Below are 17,378 nucleotides of genomic sequence, written 5' to 3'. Positions count from 1 at the left end.
GTAAGGAACGGTATCGTTCAACATCGCAAGACATGGCTTCCCTATATAGGGATACTTGTCTGCCTTGGCGCCATCTGGACGTGGTGGGACGAGCCGTCGCAAGGACAAGAACACATGAAACGGGATGCCGCTCAGCATGAAGCTGGGTCGCATCCCGTTTTTTCTGCTTCTGACGAAGCGGAACGGGGAAACGGTAAAGGAAACCTCGTCTATGATGTCCGACCGGCCTTGCGCTATAAGCCCTTACCGGATTTGTTTGCCGGCAGTCTGCCGAAGAAGACTGCTGCGCCTGAAGCGGTACCGCTGACCGTTCCGGCGGCTGCGCCTGAAGAAGTCAAGGAACAACCGGAAAAAGAGAAAAAAGAAGGGACGCTGCCCGTCGTCTGTGGTGCCGTCCATGAAGGAGATATTCACCTGGTCATTTTGAAGTGGCAGGGACAGACGGCGACTTGTGCTGCCGGGGAATGGTGGAACGGCTGGTACATCGCCTATGTCAACCGTCAGGCCGCAGGCCTGCAGCGGGACGGACGAGTTTTTGAAATCCCTTTGTAAAGAAAGGCAGGGAACATCATGAAGGAGTGGAAGAAATGGCTGACTGCCGGTATCTGTTGTCTTTGTCCCTGGACGGCCGGGGCTGTCGATGTCCAGGTCCGGGATGTGCCGACACGGACGGTACTGGAAGGGCTGGCCCGGTCAGGAAATATCAATCTTGTCGTCGATGACAGCGTGCAGGGCTCGTTGACGATGAACCTCCACGACGTCACCTTGGAAGAAGCCTTGCAGGCCATTGCTGACAGCCAGGGCTTGTATTACGAACAATCCGGCCCTATCCGTACGATGAGCGGGGCGAAATCGGGAAAAGGGGTCAAGACTTTTCATACATGGTCGCTACGCCATGCCGACCCGGCCGTTTTGAAGGAGGCCGTCCAGGCAGCGGTACCGGAAGCCGATGTGCGCTGCCATGGCGATACGAATACCCTCGTTGTCGGCGGAACGCATCAAGTCCAGGCGGCTGTCCAGTCCCTGGTGAAGCGTCTCGATGTGCCGGCACGGCAAGTCGATGTTTCCGTAGAGGTTGCCTCCGTCGATGACAGCTTGCTGAAGCAGACCGGTGTCGAGTGGAACTGGTCGACTGTAGAAGGCGGGGCGGACCACGGCGTCTTTTCCCTGGCCGGGACGATCCACGCCCTCGAAGAAAAGGGACGGGCCCATATTTTGGCTTCGCCGCACATGGTCGCTACTAATGGCCGGGAAGCGCATATCCTCATCGGCGATAAAGTCCCCGTCCAGACAGAGCATCTGTCCGGCAAGGAAACGGCTGTGAGCACAACATACGAAGAGGCGGGCATAAAATTGACCTATACTCCGCAGATCCATCCCGATGATTCGGTGACGGCCCAGTTGGTGGCAGAAGTGAGTACGCCTGTGTTTGTGCCGGAAATGAAGGCCTACCGCATTGCGACGCGCCAGGCCCGGACGGTCGTGCGTCTGCGCGATGGCGAGCCTTTGGTCATCGGTGGTCTGATTCGCCGGGAAGAGGTCGAGCATTTCCGCAAGGTGCCGATTCTGGCGTCATTGCCAGTGTTGGGGAAATTATTTCGCTATCACTATAAGTCGCATAAAAACACAGAGATTGTGTTGATTCTCAGGTCTCACGTTTTACCTAATTCGTAGTACGTTTTACGTGATTTTCTTTCGATTTTTTCGTCAGATTTTTCTTGACTTTATTTTATTTTCCTGTATAATCATGGTCAACAACAGATTTCCTGATAACAGTTGTGATGGAAAAAAGTAGTGTCTTTGAGCTTTTCAGAGAGTCTCCGGCCGGTGTGAGGGGACAGGGGAAAGGGCATGAAGTTCATTCCTGAACTGTACGGCTGAACGTGAGTAGGCTGTACCGGGGCGGCTGCCGTTATACGGCCATGAGTTGATCGATTCGAGATAATTAGGGTGGTACCGCGGAATCTTCCGTCCCTGGCGTACCACTCTTTTTTTTATCCATATATCGATAAATTGGGTGGTACCGCGACTGAGTCGTCCCTTTTGTGAGGGGCGGCTTTTTTTCGGGAAATTATTTTAGAGAGGAGTTTTTACTATGGGAACTACAGGGATTCAAGTCTTCATTATTTTAGTGTACATCGGCGTTCTCTTCGGTATCAGCTGGTACGTCAAGCATAAGGCTGCCGCATCGGCAGAAGCGTATGTGTTGGCTGGCCGCAAATTGACGACGCCCCTCATCATGGTATCCATCGTCGGCCTGGCTGTCGGCGGGGCTTCGACCATCGGCGTTGCCGAACAGGCTTATAAAGTCGGGCTGTCGGCCGGCTGGTATACGGCGGCCTGGGGCATCGGCGCCATCGTCATGGGCCTGACGGTCGCCAAGAAGTATCGCCAGCTCAATATTACGACCGTACCGGAACTGCTGGAACGGTATTATGACCGCCGCAGCATGATCGCCGGTATCGGCTGTCAGGTCCTGGTACAGCTGGTCATCATGAGCCTGCAGTACGTCGCAGGCGGCGCTATCCTGGCTGCCTTGATGCCGAATATCTTCACGCCGGTCACAGGGATGCTCACCAGTGCCGTCGTCTTCATCGGCATTACTCTTATCGGTGGTATGTGGTCGGCCAGCCAGTCTAACGTCCTCAATGTTACCTTGCAGTACATCGGCATTACGGTTGCTGCTTTCCTCATCCTGGGCATGGCCGGCGGCATCGACGTCGTCGCTATCCAGGCTCCGTCCATTACGTCCATGGACCTCATCAGCGGTGTCGGTCCCATGACCATCATCACTTGGATCGTCGTCCTCATTACGGTCAATGTATCGCTCCAGGCTATCATTCAGATTTCTCTCGGTGCCAAGGATGTCCAGACGGCCCGCAAAGGTTTCATCATCGGTGGTCTGGTCATGCTGCCTGTCGGTTTCATCGCCGCTCTCCTCGGTGTCATCGCTGCCGAAATGTATCCGGCTATTTCGCCGACGACGGCACTGCCGAAGCTCATCATGTCCCTCAATCCCTGGATTGCCGGCGTGACACTGGCTTCGCTGTGGGCTGCTGATGTCAGCACGGCTTGCAATCTCCTGCTGTCGGCTGCGACGCTGTATTCCCATGATATTCATAAACAGTTCATCGACCCCAATATGTCCGATAAGAAATACATGACCGTAACCCGTATTTCCGTCCTGCTCCTGGGCCTGCTGACCTTGGGCTTCGCCCTGACCATCAGCGGCATCATTTCGACCCTCATGGCCGGCTTGTCGCTCATGACGGCTTTCGCAGTCATCGTCCTCATGACCATGTATGCGCCGAAATACTGCTCCCGTCAGGCTGCGTTCTACACCATCCTGGCTTCCATCATCGTCCTCGTCGCCTGGATGTTCGTACCGGCTGTCCGCGTACTGCCGCACGTCATTTATGCCGAATGGATTGTCTGCGCCGTCACCTTCTGCGGCATCAGCTTCGTATCCCAGAAAGCCATCGCAACGGACGGACTCGTAGAAGAAACGAAACCTGTCGGCGCACCGGCACAGCATTAGGAGTATCGGCCGGCCGTCTGCTTATTGCGCAAATCTGACCGGCTCTGCACGCTGGGACTGCGTTGTCGTCAGTCGACGTAGCTATGGCTACGCCTCCTTCCTCCGCCTTGCCCCAGCGCGCATATCCAGCCATCTTAGCGCAAACGCAACCGGTCGGCCGATACGGCGATTAAACTAAAAACTACAAACTTAAAAAGAGGCTGTCTTAATGCAACAGCCTCTTTTTTTGCTCCCCTGAGGGGTTGTTTTTAAATCACCGCGTGGAAATTCAACCTCTCCGGCCCGTTGGGCCACCTCCCCTATGAGGGTAGGCTTGCGACCTGCGACCTGCGGGCCGCTCTGGCGGCCCTTCTCTCATCCCCACAAGGCGTTGCCGGTGGCGAAGCCAAGCCAGCAGCAGACGAAGCCGCCGATGACGTTGAACGAGAAGTAGGCCAGGGCTGGGAAGACGGCGCCAGTACGGACGAAGGTGAGGAGTTCCATGTTGTACGTCGAAAAGGTCGTGAAGCCGCCCAGGATGCCTGTGACGAAGAAGAGTTTGACGATGGGCGACAGGTCGCTGCTTTCGGAGAAGAAGACGAAGAGGATGCCGATGCAGAAGGACCCGATGAGGTTGGCCAGGATGGTGCCGTATGGGAAGAATACGCCGCCGTGGAGGTTGGCCAGTTCTGTGAGTAAATAGCGCAGGGCTGCGCCGATGCCGCCGCCGAGGGCGACGAAGAGGACTTTTTCCATGAATAGGACTCCTTTTTTATGAAATAAGCGGGCCGCCCTTTGGGACGGCCCCTACGGAAGCGGTCCGTGGGACCGCGGCGGCCTGAGGGGTTCTTTCAAAAGGCTCGCCTCATAGGAGAGCTGTCAGTGCAGCTGACTGAGAGGTTGCTTTTGAAGTAGTATGTGGTAATTCAACCTCTCCGGCCCGTTGGGCCACCTCCCCCTATAAGGGGAGGCTTTGCGACCTGCGGCCTGCGGCCTGCGAACATCAATTAATACCATAACACGATGGGAGCGGCGATGCAAGACACGGCTGGCCCATCGGGACATTCTGTGATACAATATAGGATACCTAACGAACGATGAATGAAAGGAGGGGGATGCATGAGCTGGCAAGTAGAGAAAGCGCTGGATGATCTGATGGCCCAGGAAACGGGGGCTGTACAGTATCCTTTCGGCACGCGTCATGCCATGGCTATCTGTTATCCCAATACGTATGACGTGGCCATGAGCAATCTGGGGATGCAGATCATCTACCGCGAAGTGAACGGCCGCGAGGACTGGCTCTGCGAACGGGCTTTCCTGCCGGACAAGGACCTCATGAAGGTCTTCGAGAAGACAGGGGAACCGCTCATTTCCCTGGAGAACCGCCGGCCTCTGTCGGATTTCGAGATTCTCGGTCTGTCGGTCAGTTTTGAAATGGATTATTTTAACGTGCCGACGATCCTGGAAATGGGGCGCATCCCCGTCCTGGCCGCTGACCGCGATGATGACGATACGCTCGTCGTCATGGGCGGGCCTGTCGCCTTTTTCAACGCCGAACCGCTGTCGCCTTTTGTCGACGTCGTCCTGGTCGGCGAAGGGGAGCGATTCATCCATACCTTCCTCGACGCCTATGGAGAAGGTAAGGCCCAGGGCCTGTCCCGTCACGACCTGCTTCGCTATCTGGCTATCCATGTCCCCGGCGTCTATGTGCCGTCCCTGTACCGCCACGAATACGATGACGACGGCCACGTCGTGCGCATTGTCCCGGAAGAGGGCATCCCGGCCAAGGTCGATCGCCAATGGCACGAGCTGACCCAGCCGGCGGAAACGGTCATCGCCACGCCGAATACGGAGTTCGGCGCCATGTACCTCATCGAGATTGCCCGGGGCTGCGGCCGTCACTGCCGCTTCTGCATGGCCGGCTACTGTTACCGCCGTCCCCGCGTCCGTCCGCTGGAATACGTCAAGTCCGCCGTCCTGCGCGGCAAGGCCCTGGGCAAGAAAATCGGCCTCATGGGCGCGGCCATTTCCGATTATCCCTATATCGACGAACTGGTCACGTTCATCCGCGACCAGGGGCTGGCCTTTTCCTGTGCGTCCCTGCGGGCCGACTCGATTACGCCGGCCATCGTCAAGGGCCTGGCCGAAAGCGGCCAGAAGACGATTACCCTGGCGCCGGAAGCGGGCAGCAAGCACATGCGGGACATCATCAACAAGGGCATCACGGAAGAGCACCTGCTCCATTCCATCGACCTGGCGACGGCAGCCGGTATCCGCCACGTGCGCATGTACATCATGGTCGGCCTGCCTATGGAAACCGATGATGATATCCAGGGCATCGTCGATATGACCCGCCGCGTCCAGCAGCACATGGCGGCCATCGGCAACCTGAGCCGCATCACCCTGAGCATCAACCCCTTCATCCCCAAGCCCTTCACGCCTTTCCAGTGGATGGCCATGACGGAAAAGAAGGTCGTCGAGAAACGGCTGAATTTCCTCAAGAAGGCCTTGAAGGACAAGCAGATCGAGCTGCTCATCGAGCCCCTGCGCTCGGCCTATATCCAGGGCGTCCTGTCCCGGGGCGACCGCCGCGTCGGCGACCTCCTGGTCAAGGCCCATGAATACGGCGGCGTCAAGGGCTGGAAACGGGCGGCCAAGGAGCTTCATTTCGATATTAAAGGATTTTTATATGACCAGCGGCCGACAGACGCCGTCATGCCCTGGGATACGATCGACACGGGACTGGTGCCGACGTACCTGACGGACGAGCTGAAAAAAGCCGAAGACGGGGAATTCACCATCCCCTGTTTCGACGGCTGCCGACGCTGTCACATTTGTGGAGGATATCATGACTAAGTGGGTAGAACATGGTAATGGAATCTGTTGGGAAGAGAGCACCCTCCTGGCAGATGCCGGCCTGCGCCATGGCGTGACCGGCAAGAGCGGCGGCGTCAGCGAGGCACCGTTCACGTCGCTGAACCTGGGGCTCCACGTCGGCGACCAGCCCAAGGCCGTCCTGGAGAACCGGCGCCGCCTCTGTGCCCTCCTGGGCTATCCCATGCAGAAGCTGACGACGGCTCAGCAGACCCACGAAGACCACGTCGTCGCCGTGGGACCGGCAGAGATCGGCTGCGGTGCCGGCAGTTATGCCGATGCCCTGGCCCATACGGACGCCATCATGACCAACCTTCCCGGCGTGCCGCTCATGCTCTGCATCGCCGACTGCGTGCCGGTCATCGTCTACGATCCGGTGAAGCGGGCCGTCGCCGTCATCCACGACGGCTGGCGCGGTACGGTCCAGCGCCTGGCGGCCAAGACGGTCTTTGCCATGCGCCTGGCCTACGGGTCGGACCCGAAAGACCTCCTGGCCTATGTGGGGCCTTCCATTTCCCGGGCCCATTACGAGGTCAGCGAGTCTACGGCCATGGCCTTCCGCCGCCTGGGGACGGCTTATGGGAACTGCGCCGGCGAAAAAGATGGCGTCTGGTCCGTTGACTTGTGGCAGGCCAACCGGCTGCTCCTGGAGGAAGCGGGCCTTCGGCCGGACCACATCGAAGTCACGACGAGCTGTGCCTTTGCCGAGGAAGGGAAGTTCTTTTCCTATCGCCGCGACGGCGGTCATACGGGCCGCATGGGGGCCTTTGCTGTCCTTTGAAAAGCAGATGGGACAAATTTTTAAATATGACTAGCTTTTATAGCCTTAACTATATATAATAAAAGAAGTGTAATGTTTTATAAATATATGAATATATATAATCACATGCACTACGGAGGGATAGGCTTGATTAAGGAAAATCTTGAGGCAGTAAATAAGAGAATTGCCGATGCAGCTGCCCGCGTCGGCAGGACTGACAAAATTACGCTTGTCGCAGTCACGAAGAATCATCCCGTAGAAATGATGGAAGAAGCCGCTAAATGCGGTGTCACCGACGTCGGTGAAAATCGGGTCCAGGAAGCACTTCAGAAGCTGGAAGCGTTCCCGGATAACCATTTGACCTGGCACTTAATCGGTCATTTGCAGACCAATAAGGCCAAACATGCCGTCGAACACTTCGACCTCATCCACTCGATCGATTCCGAACACCTGCTCAAAGCTGTGGATAAGGAAGCCGGCAAGATCGGCAAAGTACAGGATATTCTCCTGCAGGTCAATGTGGCCCGCGAAGAAAGCAAATTCGGCATGGAAGTGGAAGACTTCCCGGCTATGTGCGAAATGGCCAAGACCATGGAACACGTCCGCGTCCTGGGCCTCATGTGCATCGCCCCGAATTACGACAACGTAGAGGATGTACGGCCTGTATTCCGCATTGCCCACGCTTTGTATGAAGACATGAAGCCGAAGTTTCCGGAAGGTCAAATCCGTTACCTGTCCATGGGCATGACCCATGATTTTGAAATAGCAATCGAAGAAGGCGCCAATGTCGTCCGCGTAGGTACGGCAATCTTTGGGCCCCGTAATTACTAAGGAGGAGTATTCACCATGGGAGTAAAGAAAGTTTGGGATAAATTAGTAGGTACTGTAGGCGGCGTCAACGAAGACGACGAATTTGAAACGGACGAATACGAGGATGAAGAAGAAATGGAAGAAGAACGCGCACCGCGCCGCACGCCGGCTGTAGCCCCGCGCCGTTCCGGCGTCAATTATGCAGCACCCCAGGAAAAACCGCTGCGCATGGTCATCGTCGAACCGGAAACCTTTGACGATTCCCAGAGCATCGCCGATTATATCCGCGACCGCAAACCCGTCGTCATCAACTTTGAATCGACGCCGGACGACATTGCCAAACGCGTCGTCGATTTCGTCAGCGGCGCTACGTATGCCCTGGACGGCAACATCCAGAAGGTCGGCAAGGAAATCTTCCTTTGCGTACCGAGCAATGTCACCGTCGACCACGGCAAGCGTGACGACTACGGCGATTTCAATACGCCGCCCCTGGCCTGGAACAGCAACAACAATAACAACAACGGCAGCAGCACGCCGCAGCACTAGTAATTGAGGGATTATCTTGAAGAACAGAGATCGGATTATCCGTTATTATCAGGGGACCGATAATGGCGAGCTCGCTGCCCGCCTTATCGATCTGGCTGACAGCACGGCCAAGGGCCGTCCTTATGCGGTCAGCGAGTTCGTATCTCCCGGTGCCGTCCAGATCGGCGAGACCATCCAGGCCCATGTGCCGTCCCTGGTCCTCCGGACCTTTGGCGGCTATGAAGGGGCAGAACGGGTCAAGCTGGCTTTCGTCAGCGCCGATTACGACGGGCCTGTCGATTTCGGCATCACCGCCTGCCGCCTGTCCTGGGATGACCGCTACCGGCTCCTGGGGCACCGCGACGTCCTGGGCTCGCTCATGAGCCTCGGCGTCGGCCGCGAACGCTTCGGCGACATCATCATGCAGGATGCCGGCGCCGTCCTCTTGGCCGATACGAAACTCGTCCCGTATTTACAGCAGAATTTCACTAAAATTGCCATGGTATCCATTGCCATCGAAGAGATGCCCCTGTCGGACATTGCGCCTCGCCAGGAAAAAGTCAAGGAAATCAAGACGACCGTCGCATCGCTCCGCCTCGATGCCATTGCATCTTCGGGCTTTGGCATTTCCCGTACCAAGGCGGCCGAAGCCATCAAGGGCGACCGGGTCCAGGTCAACTGGCAGCCTGCCAAGGGACCGAGCCAGGACGTCAGTCAGGGCGATGTCATTTCGCTGCGCGGCAAGGGCCGGATGGAACTGGCCGAGATCACGGGTACGTCCAGGAAGGGCCGTATCGGCGTCTTGCTGAAGCGGTATATGTAATTCCCTTTCACACGGAGGAAATACCATGCTTACACCAATGGATATTCACAACAAAGAATTTAAACGCGGCTTCCGCGGGTACAGCGAAGAAGACGTCGATGCTTTCATGAACAACATCGCCGGCGACTACGAAAAGGTATACCGGGAATACTGCGAATTGAAGGAACGCTGCGACAGCCTGCAGGACAAGCTGACGCAGTATGAAAAGATGGAAGCTACCATGAACAGTACGCTCATGCTGGCCCAGCAGACGGCGGAAAACGTCAAGTTCTCGGCCCGCAAGGAAGCCGACCTCATCCTGCAGGAAGCGGAAAGCAAGAAGAAGCAGATGCTCGACGAAACGATGATGAATCTGCAGCAGTCCCGGCAGGAATGGGAAAAGCTCAAGGCCCAGACCGGGGCATACCGCGCCAAGTGCCGTGCCATCCTGACCAGCCAGCTCAAGCTGCTCGACGACATGGCCCTCGATGGCGAAGGTGCGGCACCTGTCGCTGCGGATAAATCGGTCGCCGTCAAACCGGCAGCCCCGGCTGTCGCCGTTTCGACCGAAGCCGCGCAGAAAGCCGTACCCGATCATGGCAGCCACGATGACAGTGATGCCAAAAAGGACGCTAAAAAAGCCCAATAATACGTATTTTATGGATATGCTCTCTTTCAGGTATGACGCACGTTAGACCCGGCAGGGAGTATATTTGTTTATAGAGGGGGACAACGATGAAACGATTCTTTCTTTTGCTGGCAGCCTGGTGCTGCCTGGGGCTCAGCGCGGCCCTGGCCTATAATCCCTATGCGCCGAACCAGTTTGACGCCGTAGACCGCAATACCTGGGAATACAAGGCCGTCTACGACCTGTCCAAGGCCGGCCTGACGGGGGTGCCGATGACGCGCTTTGCGCCGTCGTACAACCTGACGCGCTATGAAGTGACGGAAATGATCGCCGCTGCCATGAAGAACCGCAGCAAAGCCACGGCAGACCAGCAGCGGGAAATCGATAAACTGGCCCAGAGCTATGCCGACGACCTGCAGTACGTCAGCGACGCGCCGAAGGAAGCCGAACCGTCCAGTCAGGGCGTCGTCTTCGACTGGAAGGGGGACAAGGCCTGATGAAGCCGGTAAAGATGATCACCATCGACCTCGATGGGACGCTCCTGCGCAGCGACGGCAGCGTGTCGGACCGGACGGTCCGCACCTTGCAGGCAGCCCGCGATAAGGGCGTCGTCGTCGCCATCGCCACGGGACGCATGTACCAGACGGCCCGGCCTTACGGCGACCGCCTGGACCTCGGCGACAGTCCGCTGCTGCTCTTTGCCGGCGGTCTCATCGAGACGCTGGAATCGAAGAAAATCCTCTTCCAGCAGGCCATTCCGCAGCAGACGGCACAGGAACTGGTCGACCTGGCCCGGGAAAAGGGCTGGCAGATGCAGACTTATATCGACGACGTCCTGCGCACGGCCAAGGATGATAAGTGGATCCGCGGCTATGAAGAAATCACGCACAGCAAGGCCTGTATCTGCGGCGACGAATTCTACCGCGTCCAGGGCGACTGCAACAAGCTTCTCAGCCGGGGCGAGCACGACGACCTGGTGGCCCGCAAGGCCCTCATCGAGGAGCGTTTCCCCGGTCAGTTCAACATCCTCTTTTCCATGCCGACGTTCCTGGAAATCATGCCCAGCGGCGTCGACAAGGGCAAGGGTATCCGCCGCCTGGGCGAGCTCTACGGCATCACGGCCGATGAGATCATGGCCCTCGGCGATTCCCAGAACGATTTGGATATGCTCAAAGCCGCCGGTTTCCCCGTGGCCATGGCCAATGCCGCTGACGAAGTGAAGGCCGTCGCGTCTTACGTCACGGCGTCCAACAATGACGACGGCGTCGCCGCGGCGGTTGAGAAATTTGTATTGTAACATTGTCTATATAGGAGGTTCTTATGGACCATTTTCATTTGATCATTGTCACCGGCATGTCCGGTGCCGGTAAGAGCCATGCTGTCCAGGTATTGGAAGACATCGGCTATTTCTGCATCGACAATATCCCGCCGGTCCTGATTCCCAAGTTCGCGGAATTGTGCATCAAAGGCGGCGAACGGGTCCGCCACGTGGCCCTCATCGCCGATATCCGGGGCGGTGAATTCTTTGACGCCATGAGCCAGTGCCTGAAAGACCTCAAGGCCGAAGGCATTTCCTACGAAATCGTCTTCATCGAGGCTTCGGATCAGGCCCTGGTACGGCGCTATAAGGAAACGCGCCGCGTCCATCCCCTGGCCCCGCATGGCCGCATCAGCCAGGGCATCGCCGAAGAACGCAAGCGCCTGGCCTCGCTGCGCCAGAAAGCGGATTTCATCATCGACACGTCGAATCTCAAGCCGAAGCAGCTCAAGGAGATCCTGGTCAAGCGCTATGCCATTACGGACAGCAAGAAGAGCATGACCGTTACCGTCGTGTCCTTCGGCTTCAAGCACGGCATGCCCATCGATGCGGACATCGTCGAAGATGTGCGCTTCCTGCCCAATCCTTATTATATTGAAGAATACCGACATAAATCGGGCCGTGTACCCTGTGTGCGCGACTATGTCGAAAGCTTCCCCATTACCCAGACGTATAAGGAAAAGTGGTTCGATATGATCGACTTCCTCCTGCCCAACTATGAACGGGAAGGCAAGAGCCAGCTGGTCATCGCCGTCGGCTGTACGGGCGGGATGCACCGCAGTGTCTGTATGGCCGAAGCCATGTATAAACATCTCAGGGATAACGGTGTCGACGTATCCATCGAACACCGGGATATCCAGAAGAACGACGTCGAAGAAGATGCGCCGGGGTACGAAGGCGAAGCGTAGGAGGTGCTGTCATGCGTTTTATGAAATGGCTGCATCCGGGCTTGCACATCAAGCGATGGCTCTTTCTCTTCGGCCTGGGCATGATGTGCTCCAGCTTCGGCATTATCCTGACCTTTAACTACCAATGGCTGGGGTCGCTGGAAGAATGGGCTTTCCGCCTGCTCTATGAAGTGACGGGCCATTATAACTATACCATCCTGGCCAGTATGGGCATCCTGGTCATCCTCCTGGGGTTGGTCGTCATGGCCTGGGCGACGCGGCGCCTGATCCGTACCATGATCGGCGTCGTCATGCCCGGCGAATCGGATAACCTCAGCGACCTGATCTTTTCCAACCTCCAGCTGTCCAAAGGGCCGAAGGTCGTCGTCATCGGCGGCGGCACGGGCCTGTCGGTCATGCTGCGCGGCCTCAAGGCCAAGACATATAACCTGACGGCTGTCGTCACCGTCGCCGACGATGGCGGTTCGACAGGCCGCATCCGCCAGGACCTGGATATCATCGCCCCAGGGGACCTGCGCAACTGCCTGGTCGCCCTGGCCGATAAGGAAGGGCTCATGGAAAAGCTCTTCGCCCACCGCTTCGGCGGGTCCGGCAACCTGACGGGCCACAGCTTCGGCAACTTGTTCATCGCCGCCCTCATCGAAGTCCTGGGCGACGTCGAGGAAGCCATGGACGCGACCAGCAAGGTCCTGCGCGTCCGCGGCAAGGTCATCCCATCGTCGGCGGAAAAGCTTCGCCTCAATGCCGAAATGACCGACGGCCGCATCGTCGAAGGGGAATCGCAGATTCCCCATGCCCACGGCAAGATCAAGCGCGTCTTTACGACGCCGGAACACCCCAGGGCCATCCAGTCGGCCGTCGACGCCATCAGGGAAGCCGACGCCATCGTCCTCGGACCGGGCAGCCTCTATACGAGCATCATGCCCAATCTCTGCGTACCCGATATCGTCCAGGCCGTCCGCACCAGCAAGGCGCCGAAGATCTATATCTGCAACGTCATGACCCAGCCCGGGGAAACGGATGATTACACCGTATCCGACCACATCCGGGCCATCAACCGCCAGGCCGGCGGCAAGGTCATCGACTTCGTCATCGCCAACAACGGCGATGTCGATCCGGCCGTCCTCCAGCGCTATGTCGCCCACGGGTCCCATCCGGTCATGATCGACAAGAAGGAAGTCAGCCAGACCGGGGCGACGCTCATCCTGTCGAATTTGATCAACAAGGAAAACAGTGCCACTCACGATACGAAGAAGCTGGCCAACGTCCTCTTTGATCTGATCAACGCCTTGCGGACCGATTTGTCGCCGGAGCTCTTGCATTACTATTTGAAGCGTTACACATTCAACCATCGTTAGGAGGCGGCGCCCTTTGTCATTTGCAGAAGAAGTGAAGAATGAAATCGCCCACTGCAAGCCCGAAAATGCCGCCTGCCGTTTTGCCGAACTGGCAGCGCTGCTCTGCATGGGCGGCTCCCTCATACTCGGCTCGCGCGGGACTATCGGCATCGAATTCAGCACGTCCAATAATGCCGTCGCCCGCAAGGCCCTGAAGATGTGGATGGAATCGTTCCCGGTCCGGCCCGAAGTCCGGGTCCGCCAGGGCCTGCGCCTGCGCAAGAAGAATTACTATATCCTGCGCGTATCGCCGTCGCCGGAAAGCACGGCCATCCTGAAGGATTTGTCCCTGTTTCCGACAGATACGGAATTTTCGGCCATCGACCTCAAGAAGACCGACTGCCAGCGGGCTTTCCTGCGGGGAGCCTTCATGGGCGGCGGGTCCGTCAATCAGCCCAAGGGCGATTATCACCTGGAACTGGTGACGGGCAATGCGGCCTTTGCCGAAAAATTGTTGAAAATCATGCGCCGTTTCCGCCTGCCGGCCAAGACGACGGACCGCAAGGGCGATTATTTGGTTTACATCAAAGAAGGCAATGGCGTGTCCCAATTCCTGCAATACATCGGCGCAGCCCAGGCGTATCTCAAGTTTGAGAGCGTCCGCGTCGTCAAGGGGATGCGCAACAATGTCAACCGCGTCGTCAACTGTGAAACGGCCAATCTCCAGAAGACCGTAGACGCCGCCGTGCGCCAGCGCCGGGCCATTACCTGCATCCAGGAATCGGGCCTGTACCAGCGCATGTCGCCGAAGCTGCGGGAAGCGGCGGAATTGCGCATGGCCAATCCTGAAGCTTCCATGAGTGAACTGGCGGCCCAGTCGGGATTGACGAAATCGGGCTTGTCCCACCGTTTTAAAAAAATCGCTGATATAGCGAAACAGATAGAAGGTCAACGAGAAGATGAAATTTAAGAAACTATGTACCTATATAGCCGGCCTGCTGACGGCCTGTCTGCCCCTGGCCGGCGCCCTGGCAGCGGATCTGCCCGCTGTCGACGACCCGGACGTCATGGACCGCGTCGTCGCCCAGCGTATGCTTCCTATTTCCATGACAGCTCCTGTCGATACGGGGACGCTGCTCCTCTCTGATAGCCCGGAATACGCCGATGGTGACGGGATCCTCTATGGGGATACGGTCAGCGGCGACGTGCGCCTCTATTTCTATCATGTCAACCAGCACCAGTATAACCGGAAAATCGTAGCCATGCTCTACAATCCGCACCCGTATCCGCTGGAAGCGGTCCTCCGAGGTTATCAGTATACGCGGCCCAGTACGGACTACTACCAGGTCGGCAAGGAACTGTCGACCATGTATTATGAAGGCAACATGACGGTTAATAAGATCACCGTCCCGGCCCATGACTATGCCATCGTCGGTCAGCGCCTCAATGAAACTGTCGTCCGGCCGGACCAGCTCTTTTCGGGCATCGTCAACGTCAGCCTGCCGGAACCGATGATCCTGTCGTCCATGATCCTGCCGCCCCAGGAAGACCCGATTGCCTTCATCCGCAAGCAGCAGTACCTGGCCAGTGACTCCGTCCAGCTGCGCGGCACTTTCCACGGCAAGGACCGTTACCTGAGCACGCTCATTCCCTATTCGACGGACAGCGGCATCGGCTATATCCTCCTGGCTGACGGCGTCTGGGACCGTTTCCTCCAGGGCCGTGACGTCATGGACAACCGGGCCTCGGAAGATACGGGCAACTACGGCGTCGACTACACCATCCACCTGCGCACGACGGGGACCGGGAACATCCACTTGTATTTCAATCCCCAGGGCGGCGAATATGCCGGCGTGACGGAACTCATCTACAGCGATCCCCAGCGGGGCGAAGACAAGAAAATCGTCGAACTGCCGCGCCATCGCCACTCCATGGGCCTCAATGACCCGTATGCCATGGAATACGTCGATACCTTCCCGGCCGGGACGGACATGACCATCCACATCATGCCGCCGGGAGCCGCCAACCTGCCGGTCCGCTTCCTCGTCGTCCCGGACAATAAACTCCAGCCCATCCGCGAAGCCGTCCAGAGCGAACGGACTGCAAAAGAACGTCAGGCCGCAGCCGCTGCCGAAGCAGCCAAACGCAAAGCCGCCTATAAAGACCAGACCATCCAGCCCGAAACGGAACTCCAGTCCGACAACCAGGGCGAGTTCATGTCCTTAAAAGACCGCCTGGCCAAACTCCAGAAGAAGGATAAAAAATAGTGGTTCTCAAAGCCTCCCCTCATAGGGGAGGTGGCCCAACGGGCCGGAGAGGTTCTTTGGCTTTATAGTTTGTAGTGCGGAGTTTGTAGAAGATGGTTTAAATTTAAAACCATCCGCTAACCACTAGCCACTAACCACTAACCACTTAAAAAGGCTTGTCGCATGTGCGACAAGCCTTTTTTTTACTGCTTCGGTTCTTCGCCGAACCATTTCTTATAGATTTTAGCGTACGTTCCGTCTGCCTTGATTTCCTTCAAAGCTTCATTGACTTGTTTGCTCAGTTCCGGTTTATCTTTGCTGATGCCCATGGCTACGCCGCGGGACGTAATGGGTTCGCCGACGATCTTGAGCTTATCTTTGCCGCCCTGCTGGAGGTAATACTGGGCGACGGCTTTATCGATGGAAACGGCATCACACGTACCGGCTTCCAGTTCCATCCAGCCCTGGGTGTTGGTGTCGAATTCCTTGACGTTGGCCCCGTGTTCTCTGGCGTAATCGGCTGCCTTGGAACCGACCTGGGCGCCGACGGTCTTGCCGGCGATGGAGTCATAACCGGTGATGTCCGTATTGCCCGTCGGGACGACGATGGTGTAGCCACCCTGGTAATAGACGTCCGTGAAGTCGATCTGTTTTTTCCGTTCATCTGTCGCATCCATGCCGGCGGCGATGAGGTCGATCTGGCCGCTCTTCAGGGCCGGGATGAGGGCGTCGAAGCCGAGGTTCTTGACTTCCATCTTGTAGCCCAGCTTATCGCAGACGGCCTGGGCCAGGTCGATGTCGAAGCCGACGTCCTTTTCATTTTCCGTGAATTCAAAAGGCGGGAACGTCGGTTCCGTGCCGACGATGAGGGTCTTGTCGCCTTTGGCTGCGCCATCTTTTTTATCGGCTGTGCCGTTGGAGCCGCAGCCGGCGAGAAGGGTCAGGGCTGCCAGCGAGGCAGCGACGAGGGTCGTAACTTTTTTCTTCATCATAATGAGTTCCTCCAATTAGGGAATAGTAAGGATTTCGCTGAGATCCTTCATGATTGCCACATGGGGCAGGCGGGCGAATTCCTGGCTCGTCGTCGTTCCCGTCGTCACGGCGGCAAAGGCGACGCCGGCATTTTTGGCGGCTCTGGCGTCGATGGTATTGTCACCGATGTAGAGGACGTCCTTTTTATCCAGGCCGAAGTGGCGGCAGACGGCGTTGATTCCGTCCGGTGCCGGTTTGGCCTTGGCGACGTCTTCCACGCCGACGACGAGGTCGATGAGGCTTTCCATCTGGTATTTCCGCAGGGTTTCGCCAATACGCGACCGGGTCTTGGTCGATGCGATGCAGCACAGGGCGCCGGCGTCTTTCAAAGCATGGAGCGTCGGCAGGGTCTGCGGATAGAGATGGGTGTTGGCCGTCATGTACTTGTCGGAGAAGCGGACCTTGTATTCCCAAATCAGGGCGTTGACCCGGTCCGGGTCCGTTTCCCCGGTCAGGAGGGCCATGGCGTCGTACATGGTCATGCCAATCGTGCGGCGGATAGCTTCTTCAGGGATACCGTCATAGCCTTCGGCCTCGAAGAGGAGCTGGAAGCACATGACGATACCCTTTTCCGAATTGGCCAGGGTGTAGTCGAAATCGAATACGTAGGCTTTATACATC

General features: G+C 57.3%; 18 protein-coding genes and 1 other annotated feature. Of the genes, 15 read left to right on the top strand and 3 right to left on the bottom strand.

What is annotated here, in order from left to right:
• Positions 1 to 114: 114 nt before the first annotated feature.
• From ACFWUB_RS04525 to ACFWUB_RS04515, 3 genes are all read left to right on the top strand, one after another.
• Positions 115 to 552 carry a hypothetical protein gene (locus ACFWUB_RS04525; protein ID WP_020309975.1) on the top strand — a complete coding sequence of 146 codons (438 nt, stop codon included), beginning with the start codon at positions 115 to 117 and terminating at the stop codon, positions 550 to 552.
• Positions 553 to 570: 18 nt separating this feature from the next.
• Positions 571 to 1,674 (top strand): type II secretion system protein GspD, encoded by a 1,104-nt coding sequence (locus ACFWUB_RS04520; protein ID WP_292299346.1) that lies wholly within the window; start codon positions 571 to 573, stop codon positions 1,672 to 1,674.
• Between the two features lie 95 nt (positions 1,675 to 1,769).
• Positions 1,770 to 2,045 (top strand) — a binding site (T-box leader).
• A gap of 50 nt (positions 2,046 to 2,095) precedes the next feature.
• Positions 2,096 to 3,538 carry a sodium:solute symporter family protein gene (locus tag ACFWUB_RS04515; RefSeq protein ID WP_301876983.1) on the top strand — a complete coding sequence of 481 codons (1,443 nt, stop codon included), beginning with the start codon at positions 2,096 to 2,098 and terminating at the stop codon, positions 3,536 to 3,538.
• 354 nt (positions 3,539 to 3,892) lie between these two features.
• Here ACFWUB_RS04515 and crcB read toward each other — a convergent pair whose 3' ends face one another.
• A complete protein-coding gene (crcB, locus tag ACFWUB_RS04510; protein WP_020724113.1) occupies positions 3,893 to 4,273 on the bottom strand; it encodes a fluoride efflux transporter CrcB in 381 nt (126 codons plus the stop codon).
• A gap of 363 nt (positions 4,274 to 4,636) precedes the next feature.
• Between crcB and ACFWUB_RS04505 the strand changes: the two genes are divergently transcribed.
• From ACFWUB_RS04505 to ACFWUB_RS04450, 12 genes are all read left to right on the top strand, one after another.
• On the top strand, positions 4,637 to 6,373 hold the full coding sequence (locus tag ACFWUB_RS04505) for a radical SAM protein (protein ID WP_416184292.1): 1,737 nt from the start codon (positions 4,637 to 4,639) through the stop codon (positions 6,371 to 6,373).
• On the top strand, positions 6,366 to 7,172 hold the full coding sequence (gene pgeF, locus ACFWUB_RS04500; protein WP_292105598.1) for a peptidoglycan editing factor PgeF: 807 nt from the start codon (positions 6,366 to 6,368) through the stop codon (positions 7,170 to 7,172). The genes ACFWUB_RS04505 and pgeF overlap by 8 nt, the downstream gene beginning before the upstream one ends.
• A 126-nt stretch (positions 7,173 to 7,298) precedes the next feature.
• Positions 7,299 to 7,982: a YggS family pyridoxal phosphate-dependent enzyme gene (locus ACFWUB_RS04495; RefSeq protein WP_292105600.1), complete on the top strand. Its 684-nt coding sequence runs from the start codon at positions 7,299 to 7,301 to the stop codon at positions 7,980 to 7,982.
• Between the two features lie 15 nt (positions 7,983 to 7,997).
• Positions 7,998 to 8,507, top strand: a complete 510-nt coding sequence (locus ACFWUB_RS04490; protein WP_020309982.1) for a cell division protein SepF — start codon at positions 7,998 to 8,000, stop codon at positions 8,505 to 8,507.
• A 16-nt stretch (positions 8,508 to 8,523) separates the two neighbouring features.
• Complete coding sequence (locus tag ACFWUB_RS04485; RefSeq protein WP_416184291.1) at positions 8,524 to 9,309, top strand: RNA-binding protein; 786 nt, start codon at positions 8,524 to 8,526, stop codon at positions 9,307 to 9,309.
• A gap of 25 nt (positions 9,310 to 9,334) precedes the next feature.
• Entirely contained in the window at positions 9,335 to 9,937 is a 603-nt protein-coding gene (locus ACFWUB_RS04480; RefSeq protein ID WP_416184290.1) for a DivIVA domain-containing protein, read from the top strand.
• A gap of 86 nt (positions 9,938 to 10,023) precedes the next feature.
• A complete protein-coding gene (locus ACFWUB_RS04475) occupies positions 10,024 to 10,413 on the top strand; it encodes a hypothetical protein (RefSeq protein ID WP_020309985.1) in 390 nt (129 codons plus the stop codon).
• Positions 10,413 to 11,213: a Cof-type HAD-IIB family hydrolase gene (locus ACFWUB_RS04470; RefSeq protein WP_292105609.1), complete on the top strand. Its 801-nt coding sequence runs from the start codon at positions 10,413 to 10,415 to the stop codon at positions 11,211 to 11,213. The genes ACFWUB_RS04475 and ACFWUB_RS04470 overlap by 1 nt, the downstream gene beginning before the upstream one ends.
• Before the next feature lie 23 nt (positions 11,214 to 11,236).
• Positions 11,237 to 12,142, top strand: a complete 906-nt coding sequence (rapZ, locus tag ACFWUB_RS04465; RefSeq protein ID WP_020309987.1) for an RNase adapter RapZ — start codon at positions 11,237 to 11,239, stop codon at positions 12,140 to 12,142.
• A gap of 11 nt (positions 12,143 to 12,153) precedes the next feature.
• Positions 12,154 to 13,500, top strand: a complete 1,347-nt coding sequence (locus tag ACFWUB_RS04460; RefSeq protein ID WP_020309988.1) for a gluconeogenesis factor YvcK family protein — start codon at positions 12,154 to 12,156, stop codon at positions 13,498 to 13,500.
• A 13-nt stretch (positions 13,501 to 13,513) separates the two neighbouring features.
• Positions 13,514 to 14,449 carry a DNA-binding protein WhiA gene (gene whiA / locus ACFWUB_RS04455; RefSeq protein WP_292105613.1) on the top strand — a complete coding sequence of 312 codons (936 nt, stop codon included), beginning with the start codon at positions 13,514 to 13,516 and terminating at the stop codon, positions 14,447 to 14,449.
• A complete protein-coding gene (locus tag ACFWUB_RS04450; RefSeq protein WP_020309990.1) occupies positions 14,439 to 15,746 on the top strand; it encodes a hypothetical protein in 1,308 nt (435 codons plus the stop codon). Before whiA ends, ACFWUB_RS04450 begins: the two co-directional genes overlap by 11 nt.
• Before the next feature lie 182 nt (positions 15,747 to 15,928).
• Here the strand turns inward: ACFWUB_RS04450 and ACFWUB_RS04445 are convergent, their stop codons facing one another.
• Both ACFWUB_RS04445 and ACFWUB_RS04440 read right to left on the bottom strand, forming a co-directional pair.
• The gene (locus ACFWUB_RS04445; RefSeq protein WP_416184386.1) at positions 15,929 to 16,714 is read right to left on the bottom strand and encodes a basic amino acid ABC transporter substrate-binding protein; all 786 of its coding nucleotides are present in this window, start codon (positions 16,712 to 16,714) and stop codon (positions 15,929 to 15,931) included.
• Positions 16,715 to 16,732: 18 nt separating this feature from the next.
• Positions 16,733 to 17,377: an HAD family hydrolase gene (locus ACFWUB_RS04440; RefSeq protein ID WP_020309992.1), complete on the bottom strand. Its 645-nt coding sequence runs from the start codon at positions 17,375 to 17,377 to the stop codon at positions 16,733 to 16,735.
• Position 17,378 lies beyond the last annotated feature (1 nt).

Origin of the sequence: Megasphaera sp., from assembly GCF_047831605.1 — a bacterium.
In the GTDB taxonomy this organism is placed as follows: domain Bacteria; phylum Bacillota; class Negativicutes; order Veillonellales; family Megasphaeraceae; genus Megasphaera; species Megasphaera intestinihominis.
This window is presented reverse-complemented; position numbering and strand designations above follow the sequence as displayed.